This is a genomic window from Stenotrophomonas sp. S4 (assembly GCF_054187805.2).
Window position 1 is genome coordinate 1,014,844 of sequence record NZ_CM196188.1, and the last position, 19,572, is coordinate 1,034,415.

20 protein-coding genes, 1 tRNA gene and 1 pseudogene are annotated in these 19,572 nt (G+C 66.3%); 8 read left to right on the forward strand and 14 right to left on the reverse strand.

The features are described from left to right. Positions 1-10 precede the first annotated feature (10 nt). The 9 genes and pseudogenes from ACUZUJ_RS04600 to ACUZUJ_RS04640 form a co-directional block, all read right to left on the reverse strand. Positions 11-679: a hypothetical protein gene (locus ACUZUJ_RS04600; protein WP_119007227.1), complete on the reverse strand. Its 669-nt coding sequence runs from the start codon at positions 677-679 to the stop codon at positions 11-13. Then, a complete protein-coding gene (locus tag ACUZUJ_RS04605) occupies positions 663-1,478 on the reverse strand; it encodes a TadE/TadG family type IV pilus assembly protein (protein ID WP_014036173.1) in 816 nt (271 codons plus the stop codon). Before ACUZUJ_RS04605 ends, ACUZUJ_RS04600 begins: the two co-directional genes overlap by 17 nt. Before the next feature lie 15 nt (positions 1,479-1,493). Next, positions 1,494-2,279 carry a hypothetical protein gene (locus ACUZUJ_RS04610; RefSeq protein ID WP_119007226.1) on the reverse strand — a complete coding sequence of 262 codons (786 nt, stop codon included), beginning with the start codon at positions 2,277-2,279 and terminating at the stop codon, positions 1,494-1,496. Continuing rightward, complete coding sequence (locus ACUZUJ_RS04615; RefSeq protein ID WP_233490837.1) at positions 2,276-3,655, reverse strand: hypothetical protein; 1,380 nt, start codon at positions 3,653-3,655, stop codon at positions 2,276-2,278. The genes ACUZUJ_RS04610 and ACUZUJ_RS04615 overlap by 4 nt, the downstream gene beginning before the upstream one ends. A gap of 3 nt (positions 3,656-3,658) precedes the next feature. After that, positions 3,659-3,805: pseudogene (locus tag ACUZUJ_RS04620) on the reverse strand (hypothetical protein); the annotation flags it as partial. 112 nt (positions 3,806-3,917) lie between these two features. After that, positions 3,918-4,190 carry a hypothetical protein gene (locus ACUZUJ_RS04625; protein ID WP_014036176.1) on the reverse strand — a complete coding sequence of 91 codons (273 nt, stop codon included), beginning with the start codon at positions 4,188-4,190 and terminating at the stop codon, positions 3,918-3,920. A gap of 537 nt (positions 4,191-4,727) precedes the next feature. Then, positions 4,728-5,732 (reverse strand): OmpA family protein, encoded by a 1,005-nt coding sequence (locus ACUZUJ_RS04630; RefSeq protein WP_510468068.1) that lies wholly within the window; start codon positions 5,730-5,732, stop codon positions 4,728-4,730. Between the two features lie 44 nt (positions 5,733-5,776). Further along, positions 5,777-6,118, reverse strand: coding sequence for a hypothetical protein (locus ACUZUJ_RS04635; RefSeq protein WP_158297980.1), 342 nt, complete (start codon positions 6,116-6,118; stop codon positions 5,777-5,779). A 639-nt stretch (positions 6,119-6,757) separates the two neighbouring features. After that, a tRNA-Ser gene (locus ACUZUJ_RS04640) sits at positions 6,758-6,850 on the reverse strand. Between the two features lie 143 nt (positions 6,851-6,993). Here ACUZUJ_RS04640 and dnaX point away from each other — a divergent pair. The 4 genes from dnaX (at position 6,994) to ACUZUJ_RS04660 (ending at position 10,524) form a co-directional block, all read left to right on the forward strand. After that, positions 6,994-9,060 carry a DNA polymerase III subunit gamma/tau gene (dnaX, locus tag ACUZUJ_RS04645; RefSeq protein ID WP_458220187.1) on the forward strand — a complete coding sequence of 689 codons (2,067 nt, stop codon included), beginning with the start codon at positions 6,994-6,996 and terminating at the stop codon, positions 9,058-9,060. Between the two features lie 6 nt (positions 9,061-9,066). After that, positions 9,067-9,387, forward strand: coding sequence for a YbaB/EbfC family nucleoid-associated protein (locus tag ACUZUJ_RS04650; RefSeq protein ID WP_004154630.1), 321 nt, complete (start codon positions 9,067-9,069; stop codon positions 9,385-9,387). Positions 9,388-9,498: 111 nt separating this feature from the next. Next, entirely contained in the window at positions 9,499-10,098 is a 600-nt protein-coding gene (gene recR / locus ACUZUJ_RS04655; protein ID WP_049443379.1) for a recombination mediator RecR, read from the forward strand. A gap of 66 nt (positions 10,099-10,164) precedes the next feature. After that, a complete protein-coding gene (locus ACUZUJ_RS04660) occupies positions 10,165-10,524 on the forward strand; it encodes a histidine triad nucleotide-binding protein (RefSeq protein WP_014036181.1) in 360 nt (119 codons plus the stop codon). Between the two features lie 102 nt (positions 10,525-10,626). Here ACUZUJ_RS04660 and ACUZUJ_RS04665 read toward each other — a convergent pair whose 3' ends face one another. The 4 genes from ACUZUJ_RS04665 to ACUZUJ_RS04680 are packed head-to-tail and all read right to left on the reverse strand — an operon-like array spanning position 10,627 to position 14,993. Next, positions 10,627-11,154 carry a Slp family lipoprotein gene (locus ACUZUJ_RS04665; RefSeq protein WP_014036182.1) on the reverse strand — a complete coding sequence of 176 codons (528 nt, stop codon included), beginning with the start codon at positions 11,152-11,154 and terminating at the stop codon, positions 10,627-10,629. After that, complete coding sequence (locus ACUZUJ_RS04670; RefSeq protein WP_101765027.1) at positions 11,151-13,100, reverse strand: transglutaminase TgpA family protein; 1,950 nt, start codon at positions 13,098-13,100, stop codon at positions 11,151-11,153. The genes ACUZUJ_RS04665 and ACUZUJ_RS04670 overlap by 4 nt, the downstream gene beginning before the upstream one ends. Continuing rightward, positions 13,093-14,016 (reverse strand): DUF58 domain-containing protein, encoded by a 924-nt coding sequence (locus ACUZUJ_RS04675; protein WP_049443428.1) that lies wholly within the window; start codon positions 14,014-14,016, stop codon positions 13,093-13,095. Before ACUZUJ_RS04675 ends, ACUZUJ_RS04670 begins: the two co-directional genes overlap by 8 nt. A 23-nt stretch (positions 14,017-14,039) precedes the next feature. Then, entirely contained in the window at positions 14,040-14,993 is a 954-nt protein-coding gene (locus ACUZUJ_RS04680; RefSeq protein ID WP_014036185.1) for an AAA family ATPase, read from the reverse strand. A 42-nt stretch (positions 14,994-15,035) separates the two neighbouring features. Here ACUZUJ_RS04680 and ACUZUJ_RS04685 point away from each other — a divergent pair, with 42 nt between their 5' ends. Further along, entirely contained in the window at positions 15,036-16,871 is a 1,836-nt protein-coding gene (locus ACUZUJ_RS04685; protein ID WP_049443382.1) for a glycosyltransferase family 39 protein, read from the forward strand. A 76-nt stretch (positions 16,872-16,947) separates the two neighbouring features. Here ACUZUJ_RS04685 and ACUZUJ_RS04690 read toward each other — a convergent pair whose 3' ends face one another. Next, complete coding sequence (locus ACUZUJ_RS04690; RefSeq protein WP_049443383.1) at positions 16,948-17,517, reverse strand: Maf family protein; 570 nt, start codon at positions 17,515-17,517, stop codon at positions 16,948-16,950. 113 nt (positions 17,518-17,630) lie between these two features. On the opposite strand from ACUZUJ_RS04690, the gene ACUZUJ_RS04695 reads away from it, so the two are divergent. The 3 genes from ACUZUJ_RS04695 (at position 17,631) to ACUZUJ_RS04705 (ending at position 19,511) form a co-directional block, all read left to right on the forward strand. Next, positions 17,631-18,140: a YceD family protein gene (locus tag ACUZUJ_RS04695; RefSeq protein ID WP_049404889.1), complete on the forward strand. Its 510-nt coding sequence runs from the start codon at positions 17,631-17,633 to the stop codon at positions 18,138-18,140. 107 nt (positions 18,141-18,247) lie between these two features. Beyond that, positions 18,248-18,442 carry a 50S ribosomal protein L32 gene (gene rpmF / locus ACUZUJ_RS04700; RefSeq protein ID WP_004154640.1) on the forward strand — a complete coding sequence of 65 codons (195 nt, stop codon included), beginning with the start codon at positions 18,248-18,250 and terminating at the stop codon, positions 18,440-18,442. A gap of 91 nt (positions 18,443-18,533) precedes the next feature. After that, positions 18,534-19,511 carry a beta-ketoacyl-ACP synthase III gene (locus ACUZUJ_RS04705; protein WP_049443384.1) on the forward strand — a complete coding sequence of 326 codons (978 nt, stop codon included), beginning with the start codon at positions 18,534-18,536 and terminating at the stop codon, positions 19,509-19,511. The last annotated feature ends 61 nt before the right edge of the window (positions 19,512-19,572 follow it).

Consider the following 19,572-nt stretch of genomic DNA (forward strand, 5'->3'; position numbering starts at 1 on the left):
GGCGGTGGTCTCAGTGCTGCGACTGGTTGACGACAATCGAGGTTCCCTGCTCGTGCCGGTTGAAGGTCATGGTCATTTCCTGGTTGCCCTTGCTGTAGCGGACAACGCACTGCAGCGCGATCATCGAACACCCGGCAGGGCCGGAACTGCGGCTCCAGCCATCCGCGGGAAGGCGGCTGGCGTAGAAGGCATCGGTCTGGAAGGGAGACAGCGTGCTTTCCATGGACAGGCTGCGCCCGGGCGTATCCAGGTAGGAGATGTCATTGATCACCTGGGTGCCGGACGGTTTCGGGAAATCGGCGCCGGCCGCCGCATCGGGCTTGCGCTTGAGCAGGCGTGTAATGCCGATCTGTGACTGGCTGCCACTGCCCTTGGCCGATACCTCGATGGTCACGTAGTACTCGCCGTGTGCATGGCCGATCACGGTCTTGCCGCCGACCTCGTTGATCACGGTCTGCCCAGGCCATTCGCGGTTGTAGTAGCTGACGATGGACGACACCGGCAATGTGGACGTGAAGCGCGAGATGCGCATGGGCAGGCCGTTGTAGAGCATGTCCTTGGCCACCCACTCGCTCTGCGCACCCTCGGGCTCGGGAATGTCGGGCCAGGACGCGGCCAGCGCAGGCCAGGCGAACAGCAGCGCGGCCAGTGCCGCCAGGAGGTCAACGCGACGGCGCATAGGCAGGCAACTTGTCGACAGGCACCACGTCGGGTGCGATGTAACCGGGATCAAGCCTGCTCAGCGTCCCGATCATCGGGATGCCGGAGAGGCCGTCAAACGCCTTGGCGATGCCCGCCATGTGCTGGGACGGCACCAACGGCTTGACCTGCGCGATCACCGAGCGTGACGAGTTGACCTTGAGCCCGGAACCGGCGGCATTCCAGGGGTCGGCCAGCACCACATGGGTGGCCTGCAGCTTCAGGCCCAGCGAATCGAAGGGTTCCAGGTAGGCCGCAGCACTGCCATTGGCACTTTTCAGATCCTGCACATCCAACCGCAGCTGGGCCTGGGTCAGGCCGTTGCGGTTGGGCGGGAACGAACCGAACATCGAGGTCACGTCACCGATCTTCTTCATCATGCCGCCTGCCGACGTGCTGGTGTAGGAGACCAGGGCGAGGTCACCGCGCCGTACCAGCGGCTGGTTGGAGAAGGTGTTCATCAGAACATCGCCGACGGCTGCATCGCGTGCGCCGGTCTGCGCCTGGCTGACGATGGGGTCGTTGGCGCGCCCGAAGTAGCGGTCGACGGCGAGATCGCGCTGGCGGCCGCTGGCCGGCAGTTTGTAGTCCGGTGATACGGTGGCTTCCCAGGCGATCGCGCGCGCGGCCTGCTGGGTGGCCTGGCGGGCGTGGATGTACTTGGCGAGGATCGGGATCAGCAGGAAGATCGGCACCAGCACGGCGCAGAGCACGGCGACTTCGGTGAGACTCTGGCCGCGCTGGCGACGCGCGCCGCGGAATGGGCGTTCCCTGTCCATGGCTACCTCAGCAGGTCATCGTTGGGAGGACGGTTCGCGCGGTACCTCAAGGTCGCCGCGTTCAAAGGGTTGGCCCACCGTCATGCGCTGCGTGGTCAGGCGGGTGCCATTGCCGTCCAGGGGTTCCTGTTCCAGGACAATGGCGTAGCGGCTTGGCCGGTAGTCGTTCAGCGCACCGGGAGTGAAGCCCCAGCTGGCACCGGCCGACCACACGCACTGGCTGAACCGTCCGTTCTCGTCCTTCCACGCGTTGCACGGCTGGCCAGCGACTCTGCGGTTGCCCGCGCGCTGGAAGCCCGGCGAGGCGCTGCCTTCGTCGGCTTCGGCGGCAAAGCGGGTGAGCCCGTCGCTGTCGGCAGGTGTCTGGCTGCGCTCTCCGGTTGCCAGGTCGACCTGCTCCACGCCGGAGGCGCTCTGGGTCTCCTGCAGGCCGGTGGTCTCCAGGCGGAACTGGCAACTGGTCGCCGGGCCATCGTTGAGCAGGCGCCACTCGCGGGTACGGAACACTTCTTCTTTGCTGGAAAGCCAGGCTTCGTAACGGACGGTCCCCAGGCGGGCGACATCGGCGTCATCCAGTGCGCGGGTCGGCAGCCCGGCCGCCTGGCAGTCGCTCAGTGCCTGCTGGTAGCTGGTGCGTGCCGCATTGCGGCCATCCACCAGGGTCTCGGCGATCTGGTCAAGATGGATGCCGGGCATGTTCCTGGCAGCGGCCGGCTCGCCGTTGTCCGCCGCGCTGCCACAGCCGCTGATCAGCAGTGTGGCGATCGACAGGTGCAGGCGATTGAATACAGCAAACGTCATGGCATCAGGGCTCCGGCTGCCGCCAGTGCAGCCTTGGTGGTGGCATCGGTCTTGACCAGTCGTGCCTGCCAGTAAGGACTGAACAGGTTTCCGGTTTCACGCTTGCGGTCATCGCGGCTGAACATGCGCAGCTGCACCGGACGGTCGAAGAACACCTGCGCGGAGGAAAGTGCGGCGATCTTGTTGTTGGCCATCTTGTCCGGCAGTTCCATCTGCGAGCCGGCCGGAGCGCCGATGCCGGCGCCGGAGGTGGTGCGCGCACTGGCGCCGGCGGTCTCGGCATAGATGGTGAAGACCGGGCCGACCTTGTCGCGGTCACGATCATTGTCTGCGTAGGGCTGCAGTGCCTGCCCGGCCTTGACATCGTGATAGTCGCGCAGGCCGTTGTAGCCGGTGAAGAAGGCCTTGCGATGCTGGCCGTTGGCGAAGCGCACGTTGGCATCCTGGCTGCGGTCGACAATCCACGCCGCGCCACGATTGCGGCGCACCGCTTCGCCATACGGGCGGTAGCGGCGACGGTCCCAGTCCGAGTACCAGCCGTTGCCGTTGCCGAAGCCATTGAGGAATCGCTGGTTGCGATAGCTTTCCACGGCCTGCGCGCCGCCCCAGCCGACCGGAATATCGATATCGGAAAGCGGCCAGGGCAGCGGAAGCTCGACGGCCATGGTGTCCAGCGCCGCCCATCGGTTGTAGTCGACCATGTCGGTGCCGCCGGACTGCACCAGGAAGCCGAGGAAATCATCGCTGCGGCTCTTGCTGAAGCCATCACGCGACTGCATCACCACATTGCGGAAGCGGTCGGCACCCTGGCGCTGCGTGGCCGAGCCACCGTTGGCGGTGCGGGGAATGCTGTAGCGCTGCAGCAGCCGGTTCTCGGCCGTGGCCAGTTGCGTGCCGAGCACCGCGGTTCCAATGGTGCCCAGCTGTGCCTGCGGTGAGTTCCGCTGCAGCACATCCTTGGCGATGGTGTAGCTGTCCAGCCGTGATACGCCTTCGATGACGAGCTGCACCGAGGCAGCGAACATCATGTTGAGCTTGTCGATGGCGATGATGGCCGCCTGCGCGACAGGCTGGAACGCCTGGCGGGTGGCCTTGAGGATGCGTTCGGCGACCTTGAAGGCGGTTGCCAGTGCCTTGAACACCACGCCGATGTAGGGAATGGCGGAGAGCACATCCAGCGTGGTGCGGATGACGATCGACGTGGTGTGCATCTGGTTCAGCCACGAATAGAGGCTGATCGTCTGTGCCACGGCCACTTCGTTGGCAACCCGGGCACGGTTCATGTAGGCCGCGTAGTTCAGTGCGCGTGCCTGCTGGATCGCAACGCTGTAGGCGGCTGCGTCCGCCGCGTTGACCAGCTCCACCTTCTTGTTCACCACCTGCCCCGTGTTGAACAGCAGGACAATCCCGATGCACAGAACCAGAATGAGTGCCAGCCCGAGAACCATTGCTTGGCCGGCGACCGTTCGGTGGCTGGAAACGCCCCGGGCCGCACGGCTTCGTGCCAAAGCCAATGCGCTGCGCATAACGAATTCCTGGGCCGGAGGCCATGGCTGCCCGTCGCGCGCCGCGTGCGGTGCGCGCAGGGAGATTATGCTGGGAGGGCCCTGGCGGCTTCATGCCGCCAGGGCTGGGGTATTACTTGTTCTTGTACGCGTCCATGCCCTTGGTCTTGTCAGCTTCCTGCTGGGCGCTGTTTGCCTGGTTCTTGGCGCGGTTGATCGACTGCGTTGCGCTCTGGCCGGACAGTTCTTTCGACATGCCTGCCACCTGGCTGCGAACCGTGCCTCCGAAGAAGGTGACGGCTCCGATCGCGGCGATGGCGATCAGCGCGGTGATGATGATGTACTCGGTCATGCCCTGACCGGCCTGCTTACGGGAAAAACGGATGTGACGACGGCTGCGTTCCATGTATTTCCTCCTTGATGGCAGGAATCCTCCCGGATGTGCGGGATATTCGGCGTGTCCGCTGGGGGATCCTGATTAATGGCAGGGCGAGGTAAAGACAGGAAGCTCACACCCTGGTTCGTCGAAAATTTGTCGCTCGTTCGAGAACGGGGCCAAGCCTATCGACAGAAAATTGACGATACAAGTCAGGTTTTTCCGATATGCAATGAAATATTTGAAAATGTGATGCGTATTGCAAATTAACAATTGTCTGCACATAAACGCGTCAATTTTGAGCTAGATGCGCCCATTTTCGTCAAAGAAATTAACATTCAACTGACACATTTATGTCACGCAGGTGGCTGGACATGTCGGAATTCTGGCGCGCCCGGTGACTTGTGGAGAGCCTTGTTCGTAGTCAAATCGAACGATGGATTCGAATGCATTTACTTTGCTGGATTCGCGATGAAACGGATGGTCGTGCAGCGCGAAAAAGAAAAAAGCACATGCAGGGCATGTGCTTTTTTCGTATCGCTTCAGCGCAGTAATGTCGTCGTGATATCAGCGCTTGACCAGCTCCACGCGACGATTGGCACGACGCCCTTCTTCGGTTGAATTGTCGGCGACCGGTTGGCTCTGGCCGTAGCCTTTGGCCGTCAAGCGATCAGCGGCGACTCCGCTGCCGACAAGACGTGTGCGTACCGACTCCGCACGCGCCTGCGAGAGCGTCTGGTTGTGCGATTGGCTGCCGCTGTTGTCGGTGTGTCCTTCCACGGAAAGACGAAGCTGCGGGTCGGCCTTCAACAGCTGGGTGACCTGTGCGATCTGTGGTTCCGAATCGGGCAGGATCTCGGCGGCGTCGGTTGCGAAGTTCACCTGGATGGACACCTTTCCGCTGCTGTCCAGTGCCTGTTTCAGGGTGTCCGCTTCAATGACCTTGGCCGTGATCTGCACCGGTTTTGTCTCTGCGACGAGCAGGCCGCCGGAGCTTCCACCCGAGCCCAGGTGAATCCAGATATCGCGATCTTCGCGATGGATGACATAGGTTTCTGCGGGTTCGTTGTAGATGTCGCCGATGCCGCCGACATAGGTGGTGGCGGCCTTGCTGTTGCCGATGTCACGCGATGCATCGGCGGGAATGGTGCCGGAGAAAATACGCTTGCCACCCAGGGCCTCGACCAGGCTCTGCACATTGCGGCTGAGCTCAAGTTGCGAGTAAGGGTGATCGCTGCTGCTCTGCAGTACAGACGAATGAACCTTGCCTTCAATCCATTCCACGCGATCACCGGTCCAGAACGGTACGCGATCGAATTCGCTGTCCACGACGTCCTGGCTGGTGTAGCCCTGCGGCAGACCGAGATAGGGGAAGCTGCCGATCGTTGCCTGCGATACGGGCAGCTCGGCAACATTGAAGGCTGCGGCCTTCTGGCTTCCACCCCCGGCCGAGGCAGCCTGCGGTGGTTCGACTGCGGCGCCGGAAGGTGCGGCCGGGGAAGCGCCACCCTCTGCGGGCGCTTCGCCAGCGCGCTTGCAGGCGCCCAGTGCCAGCACCAGGCTGGCGGCCAACAGGCTCGCGCGAACTGCGGACATCGTCGATCCGTGCTTCTGCATCATGAACGCACCTGCTTCATCAATTCGTTGCAGACTTCGTTGGTGGGCTTGTATTGGCCCTTCTTCCAGGCATCGGTGATCTTCTTCTGCGTCTGCGCTTCGGCCGCGTCATAGGCCTGGTCGAAGCCCGCTTCTGAGCCGAATACGGTTTTTGCCTGCGCCTTGTGGCTCGCGCGCAGCTTGGCCGCCTGTTCCGGGGTTGCACCACACGCCAGGGCGTTGCCTGCATGCGTGCCGCCCAATGCGCCGAACTGCGCCGCGCCGCCGCCTTGTGCGACTGCGGTGCCGCTGCCGATCAGCAAGGCGGAGGTGATCACTAGCTTCGTCATGAAATACCGCATGTTGATGTTCCTCATCCGGCCCGTTGGCGGGCATCAATCCCCTGTGGCCCGAGCATAGCAACAGGCAGTGAGTGCCAGCGTGTCGTTGCATCGCCATGGCACGGCCAGTGGTCAGGGCGTGGACAGGAAGGGCGGGGTGTCGCGACGTAGGGCAGATCCTGTGTTGGATGGCCGTCGAACGTGGAAGCGGGGCGGTCGGCCGGGAATCCACGCATGGCGTGGATCTACTGATGGGTCTGACGTCCCTGCATGGCGGAGATCCATCGATGGATCTGGAGCAGCAAGCCCCTCTGTTGAGGGGCTGCCCCGACAGGGGCGGAGAGAGGCCGGCAAGGGGAGGGGCCCAAACGTTGCGCAGCAACGTTTGGGGCGAAGCGCACACAGCGCACTTCGCGTCCCCAGCCGGATAACTGAAAAAGGCTGCCCGAAGGCAGCCTTTTTCAGTTATCCGGCGGAGAGAGGGGGATTGTCGGGTGCATCCATGCACCCGATCCCGGTGCGCGCTGCGCCCCGGGACCCGCCTTCGGCGGTCCGGTTCTGCTCCTGCAGAACCGTCGAACCCCGGCAGGGCTTCTCTCGCCCGATGCTCTCCGCCAGCCAAATAAAAAAGCCGCCCAGAGGGCGGCTTCTTCATTTGTCTGGCGGAGAGAGGGGGATTCGAACCCCCGAAGCGCGGTTTAGACGCTTACACACTTTCCAGGCGTGCTCCTTCAACCACTCGGACACCTCTCCGGATCCCTGCCATCGGCAAACGCCTCAGCAGGGGCGCAGATTCTAGCGGGCGGCGCGGCCGGACACAAGCACCCAGTTCCGGGTCGCATCCAGGGGCATTGTTGGCGAGGGGGCTGGACAGGCATGGCACAATGGAACATCCGATGGAAAACGGTGGCCTGATGTCCTATCTCGTCCTTGCCCGCAAGTGGCGTCCGAAGCGTTTCGCCGAGCTGGTGGGCCAGGAACACGTGGTCCGTGCGCTCAGCAATGCGCTGGACAGCGGCCGGGTCCACCACGCGTTCCTGTTCACCGGCACCCGCGGCGTGGGCAAGACCACCATCGCGCGCATCTTCGCCAAGTCGCTGAACTGCGAGCAGGGCACCAGCGCCGATCCGTGCGGCCAGTGCGCGGCCTGCCTGGACATCGACGCCGGCCGCTACATCGACCTGCTGGAAATCGACGCCGCGTCCAACACCGGCGTGGATGACGTGCGCGAGGTGATCGAGAACGCGCAGTACATGCCCTCGCGCGGCAAGTACAAGGTCTACCTGATCGACGAAGTGCACATGCTGTCCAAGGCGGCGTTCAACGCGCTGCTGAAGACGCTGGAAGAACCGCCGGAACATGTGAAGTTCCTGCTGGCCACCACCGATCCGCAGAAGCTGCCGGTCACCGTGCTCAGCCGCTGCCTGCAGTTCAACCTCAAGCGCCTGGATGAAGACCAGATCCAGGGCCAGATGACCCGCATCCTGGCGGCGGAAGAGATCGAGGCCGACGGCAGCGCCATCGTGCAGCTGGCCAAGGCCGCCGATGGCAGCCTGCGCGATGGCCTGTCGCTGCTGGACCAGGCGATCGCCTATGCCGGCGGCGCGCTGCGCGAGGACGTGGTGCGCACCATGCTGGGTACCGTGGACCGCACCCAGGTGGCGGCGATGCTGGATGCGCTGGCCGAGGGCGATGGCCCGCGCCTGCTGCAGGTGGTGGCCGCGCTGGCTGAGTTCTCGCCGGACTGGAGTAGTGTGCTGGAAGCGCTGGCCGAAGGGCTGCACCGCATCCAGGTGCAGCAACTGGTGCCGGGCGCCGCCGCCGCGGAAGGCCTGGATGTCGCGGCATTCGCCGAGCGCCTGCGCCCGGAAGTGGTGCAGCTCTGGTACCAGATGGCCCTGAATGGCCGCCGCGACCTGCCGCTGGCACCGAGCCCGCGCGCCGGCTTTGAAATGGCGGTGCTGCGCATGCTGGCGTTCCGTCCGGCCGCAGCGGTACCGCCGGTGCCGAAGGCCGTCGACGGTGCGGTGGGCGGCGCGCCGGGCGGCAACGCTGGCGGTGGTGGCGCCGGTACCGGTAGCCACGACACGACGCCGGCCGCTGCCGCCGCTTCGGCCAGCCCGGCCGTGGCGGCGCAGGTCGCCGCGCCGGTGCAGGCTGCGCCGCGAGAACCTGAACCCGAACCCGAGCCGGCCCCGCAACCGGAACCGGATCCGACGCCTGAGCCCAAGCCGGTTCCGGTGGAAGAGCCCGTGTCGCCGCCGCCAGTGAAGGCCGCGGCAGAGACGCCGGCGCCTGCCGTCACTGCAGAGGCAAGCGACGACCTGCCGCCGTGGGCCACTGACGAAGCCGAGGCGCGTGACGAGGCGTTGGCGGCCGAGATGTCCGGCCCGGACGCCGCCATGGTCGCGCCCTGGCACGAACCGCCGGCTCCCGTCGCGGCTCCCAGCGAGCCTGCGCCGCCCGAGCGCCCGTTCCGCGCCGAAGGCATTGCCATTGCGCCGGCCGAACATGCTGAACTGGCCCCGGCGCGTGCTGCCGCGCCGCAGGAAGGTGTCAGCGAGCTGGCCACTGCCGAAGACTGGCTGGATCTGGTCGCCAACAGCGGCCTGAGCGGCCCCTCGCGGCAACTGGCCGCCAATGCCGCGTTCATCAGCTGCCAGCACGGGACCTTGAAACTGGGCCTTTCGCCCGGATTTGAATACCTGCGCTCGGAGCGCGCGCTGGCTGCCCTGGGCGAGATGCTGCAGAAGGCCCTCGGCCAGGCGCCGAAGATCGTGGTCGAGACCGTGGAAACCGAGCACGTTCCGGCCGAGACCCTGCATCAGCGGGCCGACCGCCAGCGTGGCGAGCGGCAGCAGGTGGCAGAGGCTGTTTTCATGGACGACCCGGAAGTGCAGGTGCTGATCCAACAGCACGGCGCACGGGTTGTTTCCGATTCCATCCGTTCTTTTGACGAGTAAGACACTATGCGCGGCAATATCGCCCAACTGATGCAGCAGGCCCAGAAGATGCAGGAAAACCTGCAGAAGGCCCAGGAAGAAATCGCCAAGATCGAAGTGACCGGCAGTGCCGGTGGCGGCATGGTCAGCGTGACCCTGACCGGCGCCAAGGAATGCCGCAAGGTGCGTATCGACCCGTCGCTGGCCAGTGACCCGGAAATGCTGGAAGACCTGATCGCGGCCGCCTTCAACGATGCCTCGAACAAGATCGATGCCGAGTCGAAGTCGAAGATGGGTTCGGCCACCGCCGGCATGCAGCTGCCGCCGGGCATGAAACTGCCGTTCTGATTCGTGGCGGGGCGCCTGTCGCTGCAGGTGCCCGCTGCAACCCTCAGTCGAGCATGGCTCGGCTCTACACGTAGCTGTCGAGCCTGCTCGACGCCATGAAAGCATGAAGCCGTGTCCGCACCCCTGCTTGAACAATTGATCGACGCACTGCGGGTGCTGCCTGGCGTCGGCCAGAAGACCGCACAGCGCATGGCCTACCACCTGCTCGAGCGCGAGCGCGAAGGTGGCCAGCGACTGTCCGAAGCCCTGGCGTTGGCGGTGGAGCGCATCGGCCACTGTGCGCAATGCCGCGACTTCAGCGAAACCGAGCTGTGCCCGACCTGTGCCAACAGCAGCCGCGAGCGCAGCCAGCTGTGCGTGGTCGAATCGCCGGCCGACCGCCTGGCCATCGAGAACGCCACCGGCTTCCGCGGTGTCTACTTCGTGCTGCAGGGCCGGCTGTCGCCGCTCGATGGCATCGGCCCGCGCGAGCTGGGCCTGGAGCAGCTGGAACAACGGCTGGCCGAAGGTGAGGTGCAGGAGCTGATCATCGCCACCAGTGCCACCGTCGAAGGCGAAGCCACCGCGCATTACCTCGCGCAGCTGGCACGCGCGCGCAAGGTGCAGCCCAGCCGGCTGGCGCAGGGCCTGCCGCTCGGCGGCGAGCTTGAATACGTTGACCGCGGCACGCTGTCGCACGCGTTCGGCACACGCAGCGAATTCCGCGACTGAGCGCTGTCCGGGCAGCGCCCGGCGTGTCCGGCCTACAATGCGGAAGACATCCCGCCGAGGCCGACCATGAGCAACGAAACCCTCTTCAGCAAGATCATCCGTCGCGAGATCCCGGCCACCATCGTCTACGAGGACGACGAGGTGCTGGGCTTCAAGGACATCGCACCGCAGGCGCCGGTGCACGTACTGTTCATTCCGAAGAACGAGATCATCCCGACCCTGGACGACCTGCAGCCATCGCAGGCGCACCTGATCGGCAAGCTGGCCCTGGCCGCCGCCGAGTATGCGCGCCGCGAAGGCTTCGCGCAGGATGGCTACCGCATCGTGATGAACTGCCGCGAGCATGCCGGGCAGACCGTGTTCCACATCCACATGCACCTGCTGGCGGGTGCGCCGCTGGGGCATTTCGGTACGCCGGGGCGCTGAGCGCCCGGCATCCATCATTGCCCGCAGTGGATCCACGCGATGCGTGGATGAAAAAAGGCCGCCCGAAGGCGGCCTTTTCCGATCACGCATGGCGGGTGGCGATCACCACCAGCCCCAACGGCCGTAACCACCCCAGTACGGGCCATACGGGCCCGGGCCCCACGGGCCATAGGGGTAGGGCACCACATCGACCTGGCGCTGTTCCGGCCACAGGTAGATCACATCGGCCGACAGCTTCGGCAGGCGATAGTCGTACTCGCCGATGCGGGTGTTCTGGTAGCCGTCGATCTTGCCGATGAAGGTCACGTCGCGGCCGGCTTCAAACACGGCCGGGTCGTAGAAACCGGCGCGGCAGGCAATGAAGCGGCCGTCGCTGGCGTCGGACGAGGTGGTGTTCGGGCGGCCACTGGCGTTGAGCGGGCGCGAGATCATCTGGAAGCAGGTCTCGCCCTGGCCGGGCTTGGTTTCGATGATGCGACCGCCCCAACGGACCGGCGTGCCGACCTGCTGGGTGGCGACCGAGTCGCGCGGGGAAACCAGGCTGAACTGTCCCTGCAGCGGCTTGGGGGCCGTGGCGCAGGCCGACAGGGCCAGCGTGGCCACAGCGGTGAGGAGGAACTTGGTGTTCATGGGGAGGCTCCGGAAGTCGGGCGATGCCTGCGCAGGTCCCGCAATAATGAAGCGAGGTCGGTGCAAGTTCCAGCGTAACGCGCGTCGGCGAAACGCTGGCTGAGTGCCAGCAGGGCGGGGTCGGGGCGCTGGGCGTGTACCCGCCGTGACCAGTCGCATGCTGTCTCGTTGGGTTCGCGGGCCAGGCCAAGGCGTGCATAGCGCTGCCCCAGCCGGTGCCAGGCGCGCAGCAGCGGGTCGCGCTCGCGCTCGCCGCGGGCCAGCAGCCAGGCCATCCACGCCAGTGCCAGCAGCGCCGCGACCACGAAGCCGGCCACCAGCTGTGCCGGCCCGAGATCATCCAGCCCGAACGGCTTCAGCAGCTGCTGCTGGCGGCGTGCGTCGAAGGACAGCACCAGGTCGTTCCAGCCGCGGCGCAGCCAGTCACCCATCTGCCCCAGCTGCAGCCAGCGCTGTTGCAGCGGGGTCTCCGTGCCGGCCTGCAGGCGGTCGTCCAGCGTGTCCAGGATGCGTTCCGGCGCCACGGCCGCAGTCGGGTCGACCCGGACCCAGCCGCGCTGCGGCAGCCAGACTTCGGCCCAGGCGTGGGCATCCATGCGCCGCACCACCCAGTAGTCGCCGATGCGGTTGCGGGTGCCGCCCGCGAAGCCGGTCACCACCCGGGCCGGAATGCCGGCGTTGCGCATCAGCACAACGAAGGCCGAGCTGAAGTGCTGGCAGAAGCCTGCCTTGTAGTTGAACAGGAAATCGTCGACTGGATCGCGCCCGGCCACCGGCGTTTCCAGCGTGTAGGAGAAGTCGCGGGTGATCCATTGCAGCGCACGGCGGACGATGGCCTCGTCATCATTGCCGGCCTCCTGCCGCCATTGCTGTGCCAGTTGGGCGGTGCGCGGATTGAAGCCGGGCGGAAGCTGCAACGCGGCGCGGCGCAGGTAGGGCGACAGATCGGTGTCGAACCGTTGCGGAGGCGCCGAATGCAACCGCCAGCGGCTGAGCGCGGACAGCGTGCGGTCGCTGCGCAGGCTCATGTCCGCATCGAAGCTGCTGCCCTCCGGTGCGCGGCTGGGCAGGTCCAGGGCCACCAGCAGGCGACGGTCGGTGGGCTCGTAGTCGATCTGGTAGTCCCATCCCTGTGCGGCGGCTTCGACCACGGGGGCCGGGCGCCGGGCCGTCGCGCGATCGCGGCTCCAGCGGTGGCCATCGAAGGACGTCAGCACCGGACCGCGCCAGTAGCGCTGTGCGGGCTCGGGCACCGCGCCGAAGAACTGCACGCGCAGCGCCGGGGTGTCGTCGGCCATCAGGTCCAGCCATTGGTCAGGCGCCATGCTGTCAGCCAGGCCGGGTGTACCCACCGCTCGTTCGGGTACGCCCCACAGCGGCGCGGACAAGCGCGGGAACAGCCAGAAGCAGGCCAGAGCCAGCGGCAGGCCGATGCCCAGCAGTCGGCCGACACCACGCAGTTGCCCGCGCAGCGGCAGGCGAGGGCTGTGGCCCTCGTCCTGGGCCAGGCGTTGCAGCGCCAGCAGTGCGGCAACCGCGGCCAGCGCCGCCAGTCCGGTGGTCAGTGGTCCCTGGTCGAGCAGGAAGGCCGCGAACGGCGAGAACAGCGCGAATCCCAGCAGGCTGCGCGCGTCGCGCAGGTTGCGCAGTTCGCTGGATTTGATTGCCAGCATCGCCGCCAGCAGCGCACAACCGGTATCACGGCCCGGCCGCACCATGCCCATCTGCCAGACGATGGTGGCGAGCATGGCCAGCACCAGCAGCAGGCGCACCGGCATCGGCAGCACGCGCCGCCGGGAAAGCGCAGCGGTCAGCACGGCGGCGATCGCGATCACGATGGCCAGCACCGGCGGCAGCTGCAGCAGGAGTGGCAGCAGCGCCAGCGCTGCGCTGGCCAGGGTCCAGCTGCGTGCGTTGCGATCGAGCAGGACGGCAGGCTCAGTCATGGGGCATCAGCGCCAGTGCGCGCAGGCACAGGTGGTGGTGGCTGGCGCCCTGGCCGGGCCCGAACGGTGGATGGGCCGGAAGCTGCAGTGTGTAGCGTCGGCCTTCGCGCTCGGCCATGTCGACCCAGCGTGCCAGCCGCGCGATGCGCGCTTCATGGCCCAGCGGTGCCAGCGCGCGCCAGTCCAGCACCACTTCGATGCCGATCGGTTTTTCGTACTCGCGTACCAGCAGGCTGTCGCGGCGTGCCGAGTGTTTCCAGGCAATGCTGCGCGGGGCGTCGCCGGCACGATAGGGGCGCAGCTGGTGCAGCTCCTCGCCACTGGCGTGGGCGCGGGTGTGCAGTGGATCGCTGCCACTTTCCGGAAGCGGCGGTGCCAGTGCCTCGGCCAGTGGATAGACCAGCAGCGGCTGCTCCGGCCACACCCACGACCATGCCCGCACCAGCCCCAGCGGCTGCGTGCTCGACAGGCGGATGCGGGGCAGTTCCAGCCAGCCGCGGCGCTCGCTGGGGACATCCAGCTCCACTTCGCCGCGGCCGTGTGCAGGCAGTGCGACCCAGGCCTCGCTTGCGCCCAGCTGCAGGTGCAGCCCATGGCGCGCGCGCGGGTCGCGCAGCGACAGGTCCACGCGCAGGCGCAGGGGATGCCCCGCTGGAACCGGTTCGGCGGAGATTGCATCGATCTGTATGCCGGACAGCTGCAGGTGCGCAGCGATGGCGCTGGCGATCGCCGCTGCGGCCAGCAACAGGGCCAGCAGCAGCGCCGGGTTGTTGTTGTAGTTCAATGCGCCCAGCAGCATCGCCGACAGCAGGGTGGCGACGAACAGGCCGAAGCGGGTCGGCAGTACATAGATGCGATGGCGGTCCAGCCGCTGCGGCAAGGCTTCGGGCCTGCGTGGGCGTGCCAGCAGCTGCATGCGTGCCCAGCGTGTGGCCACCTTCAGTCCACCGCGACGGTCTGCAGGATCGCCCGCGCCAGTGCAGGCCCGGAGCTGGATTCGGCCTCCGCCACCAGGCGATGGCCGGCCACCGCCACGAACAGGGTCTGCACGTCTTCGGGGACCACATGCCCGCGGCCGAGCAGCAGCGCATGCGCCTTGGCCGCGCGCAGCAGGGCCAGCCCGGCACGCGGCGACAGGCCCACGCGTACGCCGGCATGCTGGCGGCTGCGGGTCAACAGTGCCTGCACGTAGTCGATCAGCGCGTCGCTGGCATGCACCTGGCCAACCGCTTCACGCAGCGCACGCACCTGGGTGTCGTCCAGCTTCGGCACCGCGCGCGCGATCAGGTCGCGGCGATCACTGCCACGCAGCAGCTCGCGCTCGGCCTGCGCGCTCGGGTAGCCCATCGCCAGCCGCAGCAGGAAACGATCCAGCTGCGAATCCGGCAACGGGAAGGTGCCGGACAGATCGACCGGGTTCTGCGTGGCGATCACGAAGAACGGGTCGGGCAGCGGATGCGTCTGTCCATCCAGGGTGACCTGCTGCTCGGCCATCGCTTCCAGCAACGCGCTCTGCGTGCGCGGTGGCGCGCGGTTGATCTCATCGGCCAGCAGCACATGGGTGAACACCGGGCCGGGGTGGAACTGGAACTGGCGGCTGCCGGCCTCGTACACCGACACGCCGAGCACATCGGCCGGCAACAGGTCGGAGGTGAACTGCACGCGCTGGAAGCTGAGGCCGAGGCTGCTGGCCAGTGCATGCGCCAGCGTGGTCTTGCCCAGGCCGGGCAGATCCTCGATGAGCAGGTGGCCGCCGGAAAGCAGGGCGACAAAGGCCAGCCTGACTTCCGGCACCTTGCCCAGCACCAGTGCGTTCACCTGATCCTGTGCCTCCCGCAGGGCCTGGCGCAGTTGATCGGTTAGCATGCTGGGATTGGGGGACGAGGCTGGCATGATCGTCTCAGGTCTGGAATCCATTCGATTATCCATAGAGCAATGCAAGGCGAACAGCGCGCGCGGACAATATTTCTCTGGTTATGGACGCTGATCACAGCGGCCAAGCTGGTGGTGGCTGCGCGCCTGCCGCTGTTCGTCGATGAGGCGTTCTATTGGCAGGAAGGCCAGCACCTGGCCGCTGCCTATTCCGACCTGCCAGGGCTGACGGCGTGGCTTGCACGCCTGGGCGTGGAGATCGGTGGCCATCATGTGCTGGCATTGCGCCTGCCGTTCCTGGCCATCGGTGCGCTGCTGCCATTGCTGGTAGTGCGCATCGCCACACGCTGGTTTGGCAACGTCGCAGGGTGGCAGGCGGGCAGCCTGACCCTGCTGATGCCGCTGTCGGCTACGCTGGGCCTGCTGGCCGTGCCGGATGTGCCGATGGCACTGGCCGCAGTGATCTGCCTGCATGCAGGTGCGCGCCTGCTGCACAACGTAGATGCGTCGTCGGCGATGAAGCTGGCGCTGGGCCTGCTGATCGGTGCGCTCAGCCACTACCGTTTCATCGGTGTCATCGGTGTCGGCTTCATTGCGCTGCTGGCGCTGCCGCAGGGCCGCCGCATGCTGGCCGACCCGCGCGTGTGGGTGGCGCTGGCGGTGGGTGTACTGGCCTGGCTGCCGTTGCTGGCCTGGAATGCGGACAACCATGATGCCGGCCTGAAGTTCCAGGTGGTCGAGCGCCACCCGTGGACGTTCGAATGGGACGGACTGTGGTTCCTGGTGATCCAGCCGATGCTGGTGACGCCGATCCTGTGCATCGCGATGTGGAAGGTCGCCCTGGCGGGTACCCGCAGCGGTGGTGGTGCGCGGGTGCAGTGGCGCTATTTCGGCCTGGTGGGCGGCGTGTCGACGCTGGGCATCTTCCTGCTGGGCTTCTTCACCGATGTCGAGCGGATCAGTTTCCACTGGCCATTGCCGGGCTACCTGGCGCTGCTGGTGGCCGTGCCGGTGGTCCTCAATGGCTGGCCGCGCTGGCTGCGCCGTACCGGCTGGTGGCTGGCGGCTGCAGGCACCGTGCTGGCCTTCGGCTACTACCTGATGGCGTCCACGCCGGCGCTGCGCGAGCAGATGGCCGGCAGCAAGTACTACCCGCGCAACTTTGCCGGCTGGCAGCCGCTGGCCGTGGCGGTGCGTGACGAACTGCGGCAGATGCCGCCGGGCACGCGTGTGCTGGCGGGCAACTTCAAGGTCGGTGCCGAACTGGGCTTCCAGCTGGGCAACGGTGATATCGAGGTGTTGCCACATCCGCTCAACGACAAGCATGGGCGGACCGCACAGCTGGCGCAGTGGGACCTGCTGCACGAAGGCCCGCGCAGTACGCCGATGCTGCTGGTGCTGTCACCCAGCGACCAGCGCTACCGCGATCTGCTGGCGCGCTATCACGCCATCTGCGAGCAGGTGGGGCCGCTGCCGGCGCCACGCGTGGTCAACAGCGATCATGGTTTCCAGCGCTTCCTGCTGTTCCGGCTGCCGGTGCAGCACGCGCAGGGGCCCTGCGTGACGCCGGCGATGGCCTGGCTGGATGCGCCGTCCAACGGTGAGAAGGTCTCCGGAACGCTCGCCATCAAGGGCTGGGCGTTCAAGGATGGCGTCGGATTGGCGCGCATCGAAGTGCTGGTCGATGGCCGTTCGATCGGTGATGCGCGCTACGGGCGCGTGTTCGACATCCGCCAAGCCTGGCCGGACAGCACCGATCCGCAGCATCCGGCGGTGGGCTTCGACGCATCGCTGGATACCACCACGCTGGCGCCTGGGCGGCATTGGCTTGGCCTGCGCCTGCACGGGCGCGACGGCAGTGTGGAGGCGTGGCAGGAGCAGCCGTTCGAGGTTCGTTGAGGCTTCTGCTTTCGTAGCGTCGAGCCATGCTCGACTGTCTTTGGAGAAGCAGTCGAGCATGGCTCGACGCTACAGTTCAGGGCACCTCGAACCCCGCCTGGCGCAGCAGGCCGCACAGCGCGATCAGTGGCAGGCCGACCAGCGCGGTCGGGTCGCGGTTGTCGATTGCCTCGAACAGGCTGATGCCCAGGCCCTCGCACTTGAAGCTGCCGGCGCAGTCCAGGGGCCGCTCGGCGGCGACGTAGCGGGCGATTTCCTGCGGGTCCAGCACGCGGAAGCGCACTTCGGTCAGATCCAGGGCGGCGAGGGATTCTCCATCCCGCCTGAGACTGATCGCCGTGTGAAAGCGCACCGTCTGCCCGGACATCGCCGCCAGCTGCGCACAGGCCGCCTCGAACGTGCCCGGCTTGCCCAGCGGCTGGCCGTTCAGATCGGCCACCTGGTCCGAGCCGATCACCCAGGCGCCGGGGTAGCGGGCGGCCACCTCGGCGGACTTGGCGGCGGCCAGGCGCGTGGCCAGGGCCAGCGGAGCTTCCCCATTCAGGGGAGTCTCATCCACGTCCGGGCGTGCGCAGTCGAAGGGCAGGCCCAGCCGTTCCAGCAGTTCACGACGGTAGCGGGAGGTGGAGGCCAGGACCAGTGACATGTGACAATACCGGGGCAGGGCGCGGCAGTCTGGCCCCTCCACGGCGGCAGCGGCAAGTCCTGTAGGGCGGGCATTTGACAGCGGGCGGCGCGATCCTTAGTATTCAGCGGCTTATGTCCGCGAACGTGCCCGAAACGCTGGATGCCTGGCGGATGGTTGTAGCGCGAAGGCGCTTCGACGGTCAGGTCTCCCTGGCTGAATTGACCCGCCTGCAGGGGTTGGTCGCAGATACCGACGGCGAGTGTGTCTACTCGCTTGAATTCGGTCGCGACGACGTCTTGCGGGTATCCTATGTGGAACTGACCATCGACACCGCGTTGCCGCTGACCTGTCAGCGCAGCATGCAGCGATTCCTGTTGCCGGTGAAGGTGACCCAGAGGCTTGGCCTGATCCGCGACGAGGACGAGGAATCGTCCCTGCCGGAGGAATACGAGGCGTTGCTGGTGCCGGAAGACGGCCAGCTGCGTCCGTTGGACCTGGTCGAGGACGAGTTGGTGCTGGCAGTGCCGGTTGTGCCGCTGTCGCCCGACGGTGAGGCAGTCGACAAGGACTGGGCACCGAGCGAAGAAGAAACGAAGAAGGCCAACCCGTTTGCGGCGTTGGCAGCACTGAAGAAACAATAGCAGCCGGATTGTCGTCGGCGGCTGCGGCGAAAGCGAAAGTGTGCTGGGCGCTGGCGTCCTGCGCGACGATACGACGAAGCAAATCGAACCGAGTTTGGAGCAATCCCATGGCTGTGCAGAAATCCCGTGTCACCCCGTCCCGCCGCGGCATGCGTCGTGCCCACGACGCCCTGAGCGCCAAGCAGCTGTCGACCGACCCGACCACCGGCGAAGTGCACCTGCGTCACCACATCACTGCCGACGGTTTCTACCGCGGCAAGAAGGTCATCCAGACCAAGACCTCGGCCGTCGAAGAAGATTGATGTGCCGGGAAGGCCGCTGCCTCCGGGCAGCGGCCTTTGCCTTCTTTCCCGGGCGTGCCGGTGATCGGCGGCCCGCGCAACAGGAAACATGATGAGCAAGCGGATCTATTCGAGGATCGCGGGCACCGGTAGCTATTTGCCGGAAAAAGTCCTGACCAACGCCGACCTGGAAAAAATGGTCGAAACCTCGGATGAGTGGATCCAGTCGCGCACCGGAATTCGTGAACGGCACATCGCGGCCGAAGGCGAAACAACCAGCGACCTTGGCTACAACGCCGCCCTGCGCGCGCTTGAAGCCGCAGGCATCGATGCCTCGCAGCTCGACATGATCGTGGTCGGCACGACCACGCCTGATCTCATTTTCCCGTCCACCGCGTGCCTGATCCAGGCCAAGCTCGGTGTGGCCGGGTGCCCCGCCTTCGACGTCAACGCCGCCTGTTCGGGCTTCGTGTTCGCGCTGGGCGTGGCCGACAAGTTCATCCGTTCCGGCGACTGCAAGCACGTGCTGGTGATCGGCACCGAAACGCTGACCCGCATGGTCGACTGGAACGATCGCACCACCTGCGTTCTGTTCGGCGATGGCGCCGGCGCTGTCGTGCTCAAGGCCGACGAAGACACCGGCATCCTCAGCACCCACCTGCATGCCGATGGCAGCAAGAAGGAGCTGCTGTGGAACCCGGTTGGCGTTTCGACCGGCTTCAAGGACGGCGCCAACGGTGGCGGCACCATCAACATGAAGGGCAACGACGTGTTCAAGTACGCCGTCAAGGCGCTGGACTCGGTCGTGGACGAGACCCTAGCCGCCAACGGCCTGGACAAGTCCGACCTGGATTGGCTGATCCCGCACCAGGCCAACCTGCGCATCATCGAAGCCACCGCCAAGCGCCTGGACATGTCGATGGACCAGGTCGTGGTGACCGTCGACAAGCACGGCAACACCTCGTCCGGCTCGGTGCCGCTGGCGCTGGACGCCGCCGTGCGTTCGGGCAAGGTCGAGCGCGGCCAGCTGCTCCTGCTGGAAGCCTTTGGCGGCGGCTTCACCTGGGGTTCGGCCCTGTTGCGCTATTGATAGTGCAAGTTACGACAATGTGAAGCTTTGTCGTTGCGGCCCCTCTGGGGCCGTAACGCGT

Bases quoted from the DNA above. Each gene is read 5' to 3' on its own strand.
- ACUZUJ_RS04665 (WP_014036182.1), bottom strand. From the start codon at position 11,154: ATGAACACCAAGTTCCTCCTCACCGCTGTGGCCACGCTGGCCCTGTCG.
- ACUZUJ_RS04675 (WP_049443428.1), bottom strand. From the start codon at position 14,016: ATGCAGCTGCTGGCACGCCCACGCAGGCCCGAAGCCTTGCCGCAGCGG.
- ACUZUJ_RS04635 (WP_158297980.1), bottom strand. From the start codon at position 6,118: ATGCGGTATTTCATGACGAAGCTAGTGATCACCTCCGCCTTGCTGATC.
- ACUZUJ_RS04695 (WP_049404889.1), top strand. From the start codon at position 17,631: ATGTCCGCGAACGTGCCCGAAACGCTGGATGCCTGGCGGATGGTTGTA.
- ACUZUJ_RS04670 (WP_101765027.1), bottom strand. From the start codon at position 13,100: ATGACTGAGCCTGCCGTCCTGCTCGATCGCAACGCACGCAGCTGGACC.
- dnaX (WP_458220187.1), top strand. From the start codon at position 6,994: ATGGAAAACGGTGGCCTGATGTCCTATCTCGTCCTTGCCCGCAAGTGG.
- ACUZUJ_RS04705 (WP_049443384.1), top strand. From the start codon at position 18,534: ATGAGCAAGCGGATCTATTCGAGGATCGCGGGCACCGGTAGCTATTTG.
- ACUZUJ_RS04625 (WP_014036176.1), bottom strand. From the start codon at position 4,190: ATGGAACGCAGCCGTCGTCACATCCGTTTTTCCCGTAAGCAGGCCGGT.
- rpmF (WP_004154640.1), top strand. From the start codon at position 18,248: ATGGCTGTGCAGAAATCCCGTGTCACCCCGTCCCGCCGCGGCATGCGT.
- ACUZUJ_RS04605 (WP_014036173.1), bottom strand. From the start codon at position 1,478: ATGGACAGGGAACGCCCATTCCGCGGCGCGCGTCGCCAGCGCGGCCAG.
- ACUZUJ_RS04610 (WP_119007226.1), bottom strand. From the start codon at position 2,279: ATGACGTTTGCTGTATTCAATCGCCTGCACCTGTCGATCGCCACACTG.
- ACUZUJ_RS04680 (WP_014036185.1), bottom strand. From the start codon at position 14,993: ATGCCAGCCTCGTCCCCCAATCCCAGCATGCTAACCGATCAACTGCGC.
- ACUZUJ_RS04600 (WP_119007227.1), bottom strand. From the start codon at position 679: ATGCGCCGTCGCGTTGACCTCCTGGCGGCACTGGCCGCGCTGCTGTTC.
- ACUZUJ_RS04690 (WP_049443383.1), bottom strand. From the start codon at position 17,517: ATGTCACTGGTCCTGGCCTCCACCTCCCGCTACCGTCGTGAACTGCTG.
- ACUZUJ_RS04650 (WP_004154630.1), top strand. From the start codon at position 9,067: ATGCGCGGCAATATCGCCCAACTGATGCAGCAGGCCCAGAAGATGCAG.
- ACUZUJ_RS04660 (WP_014036181.1), top strand. From the start codon at position 10,165: ATGAGCAACGAAACCCTCTTCAGCAAGATCATCCGTCGCGAGATCCCG.
- ACUZUJ_RS04685 (WP_049443382.1), top strand. From the start codon at position 15,036: ATGCAAGGCGAACAGCGCGCGCGGACAATATTTCTCTGGTTATGGACG.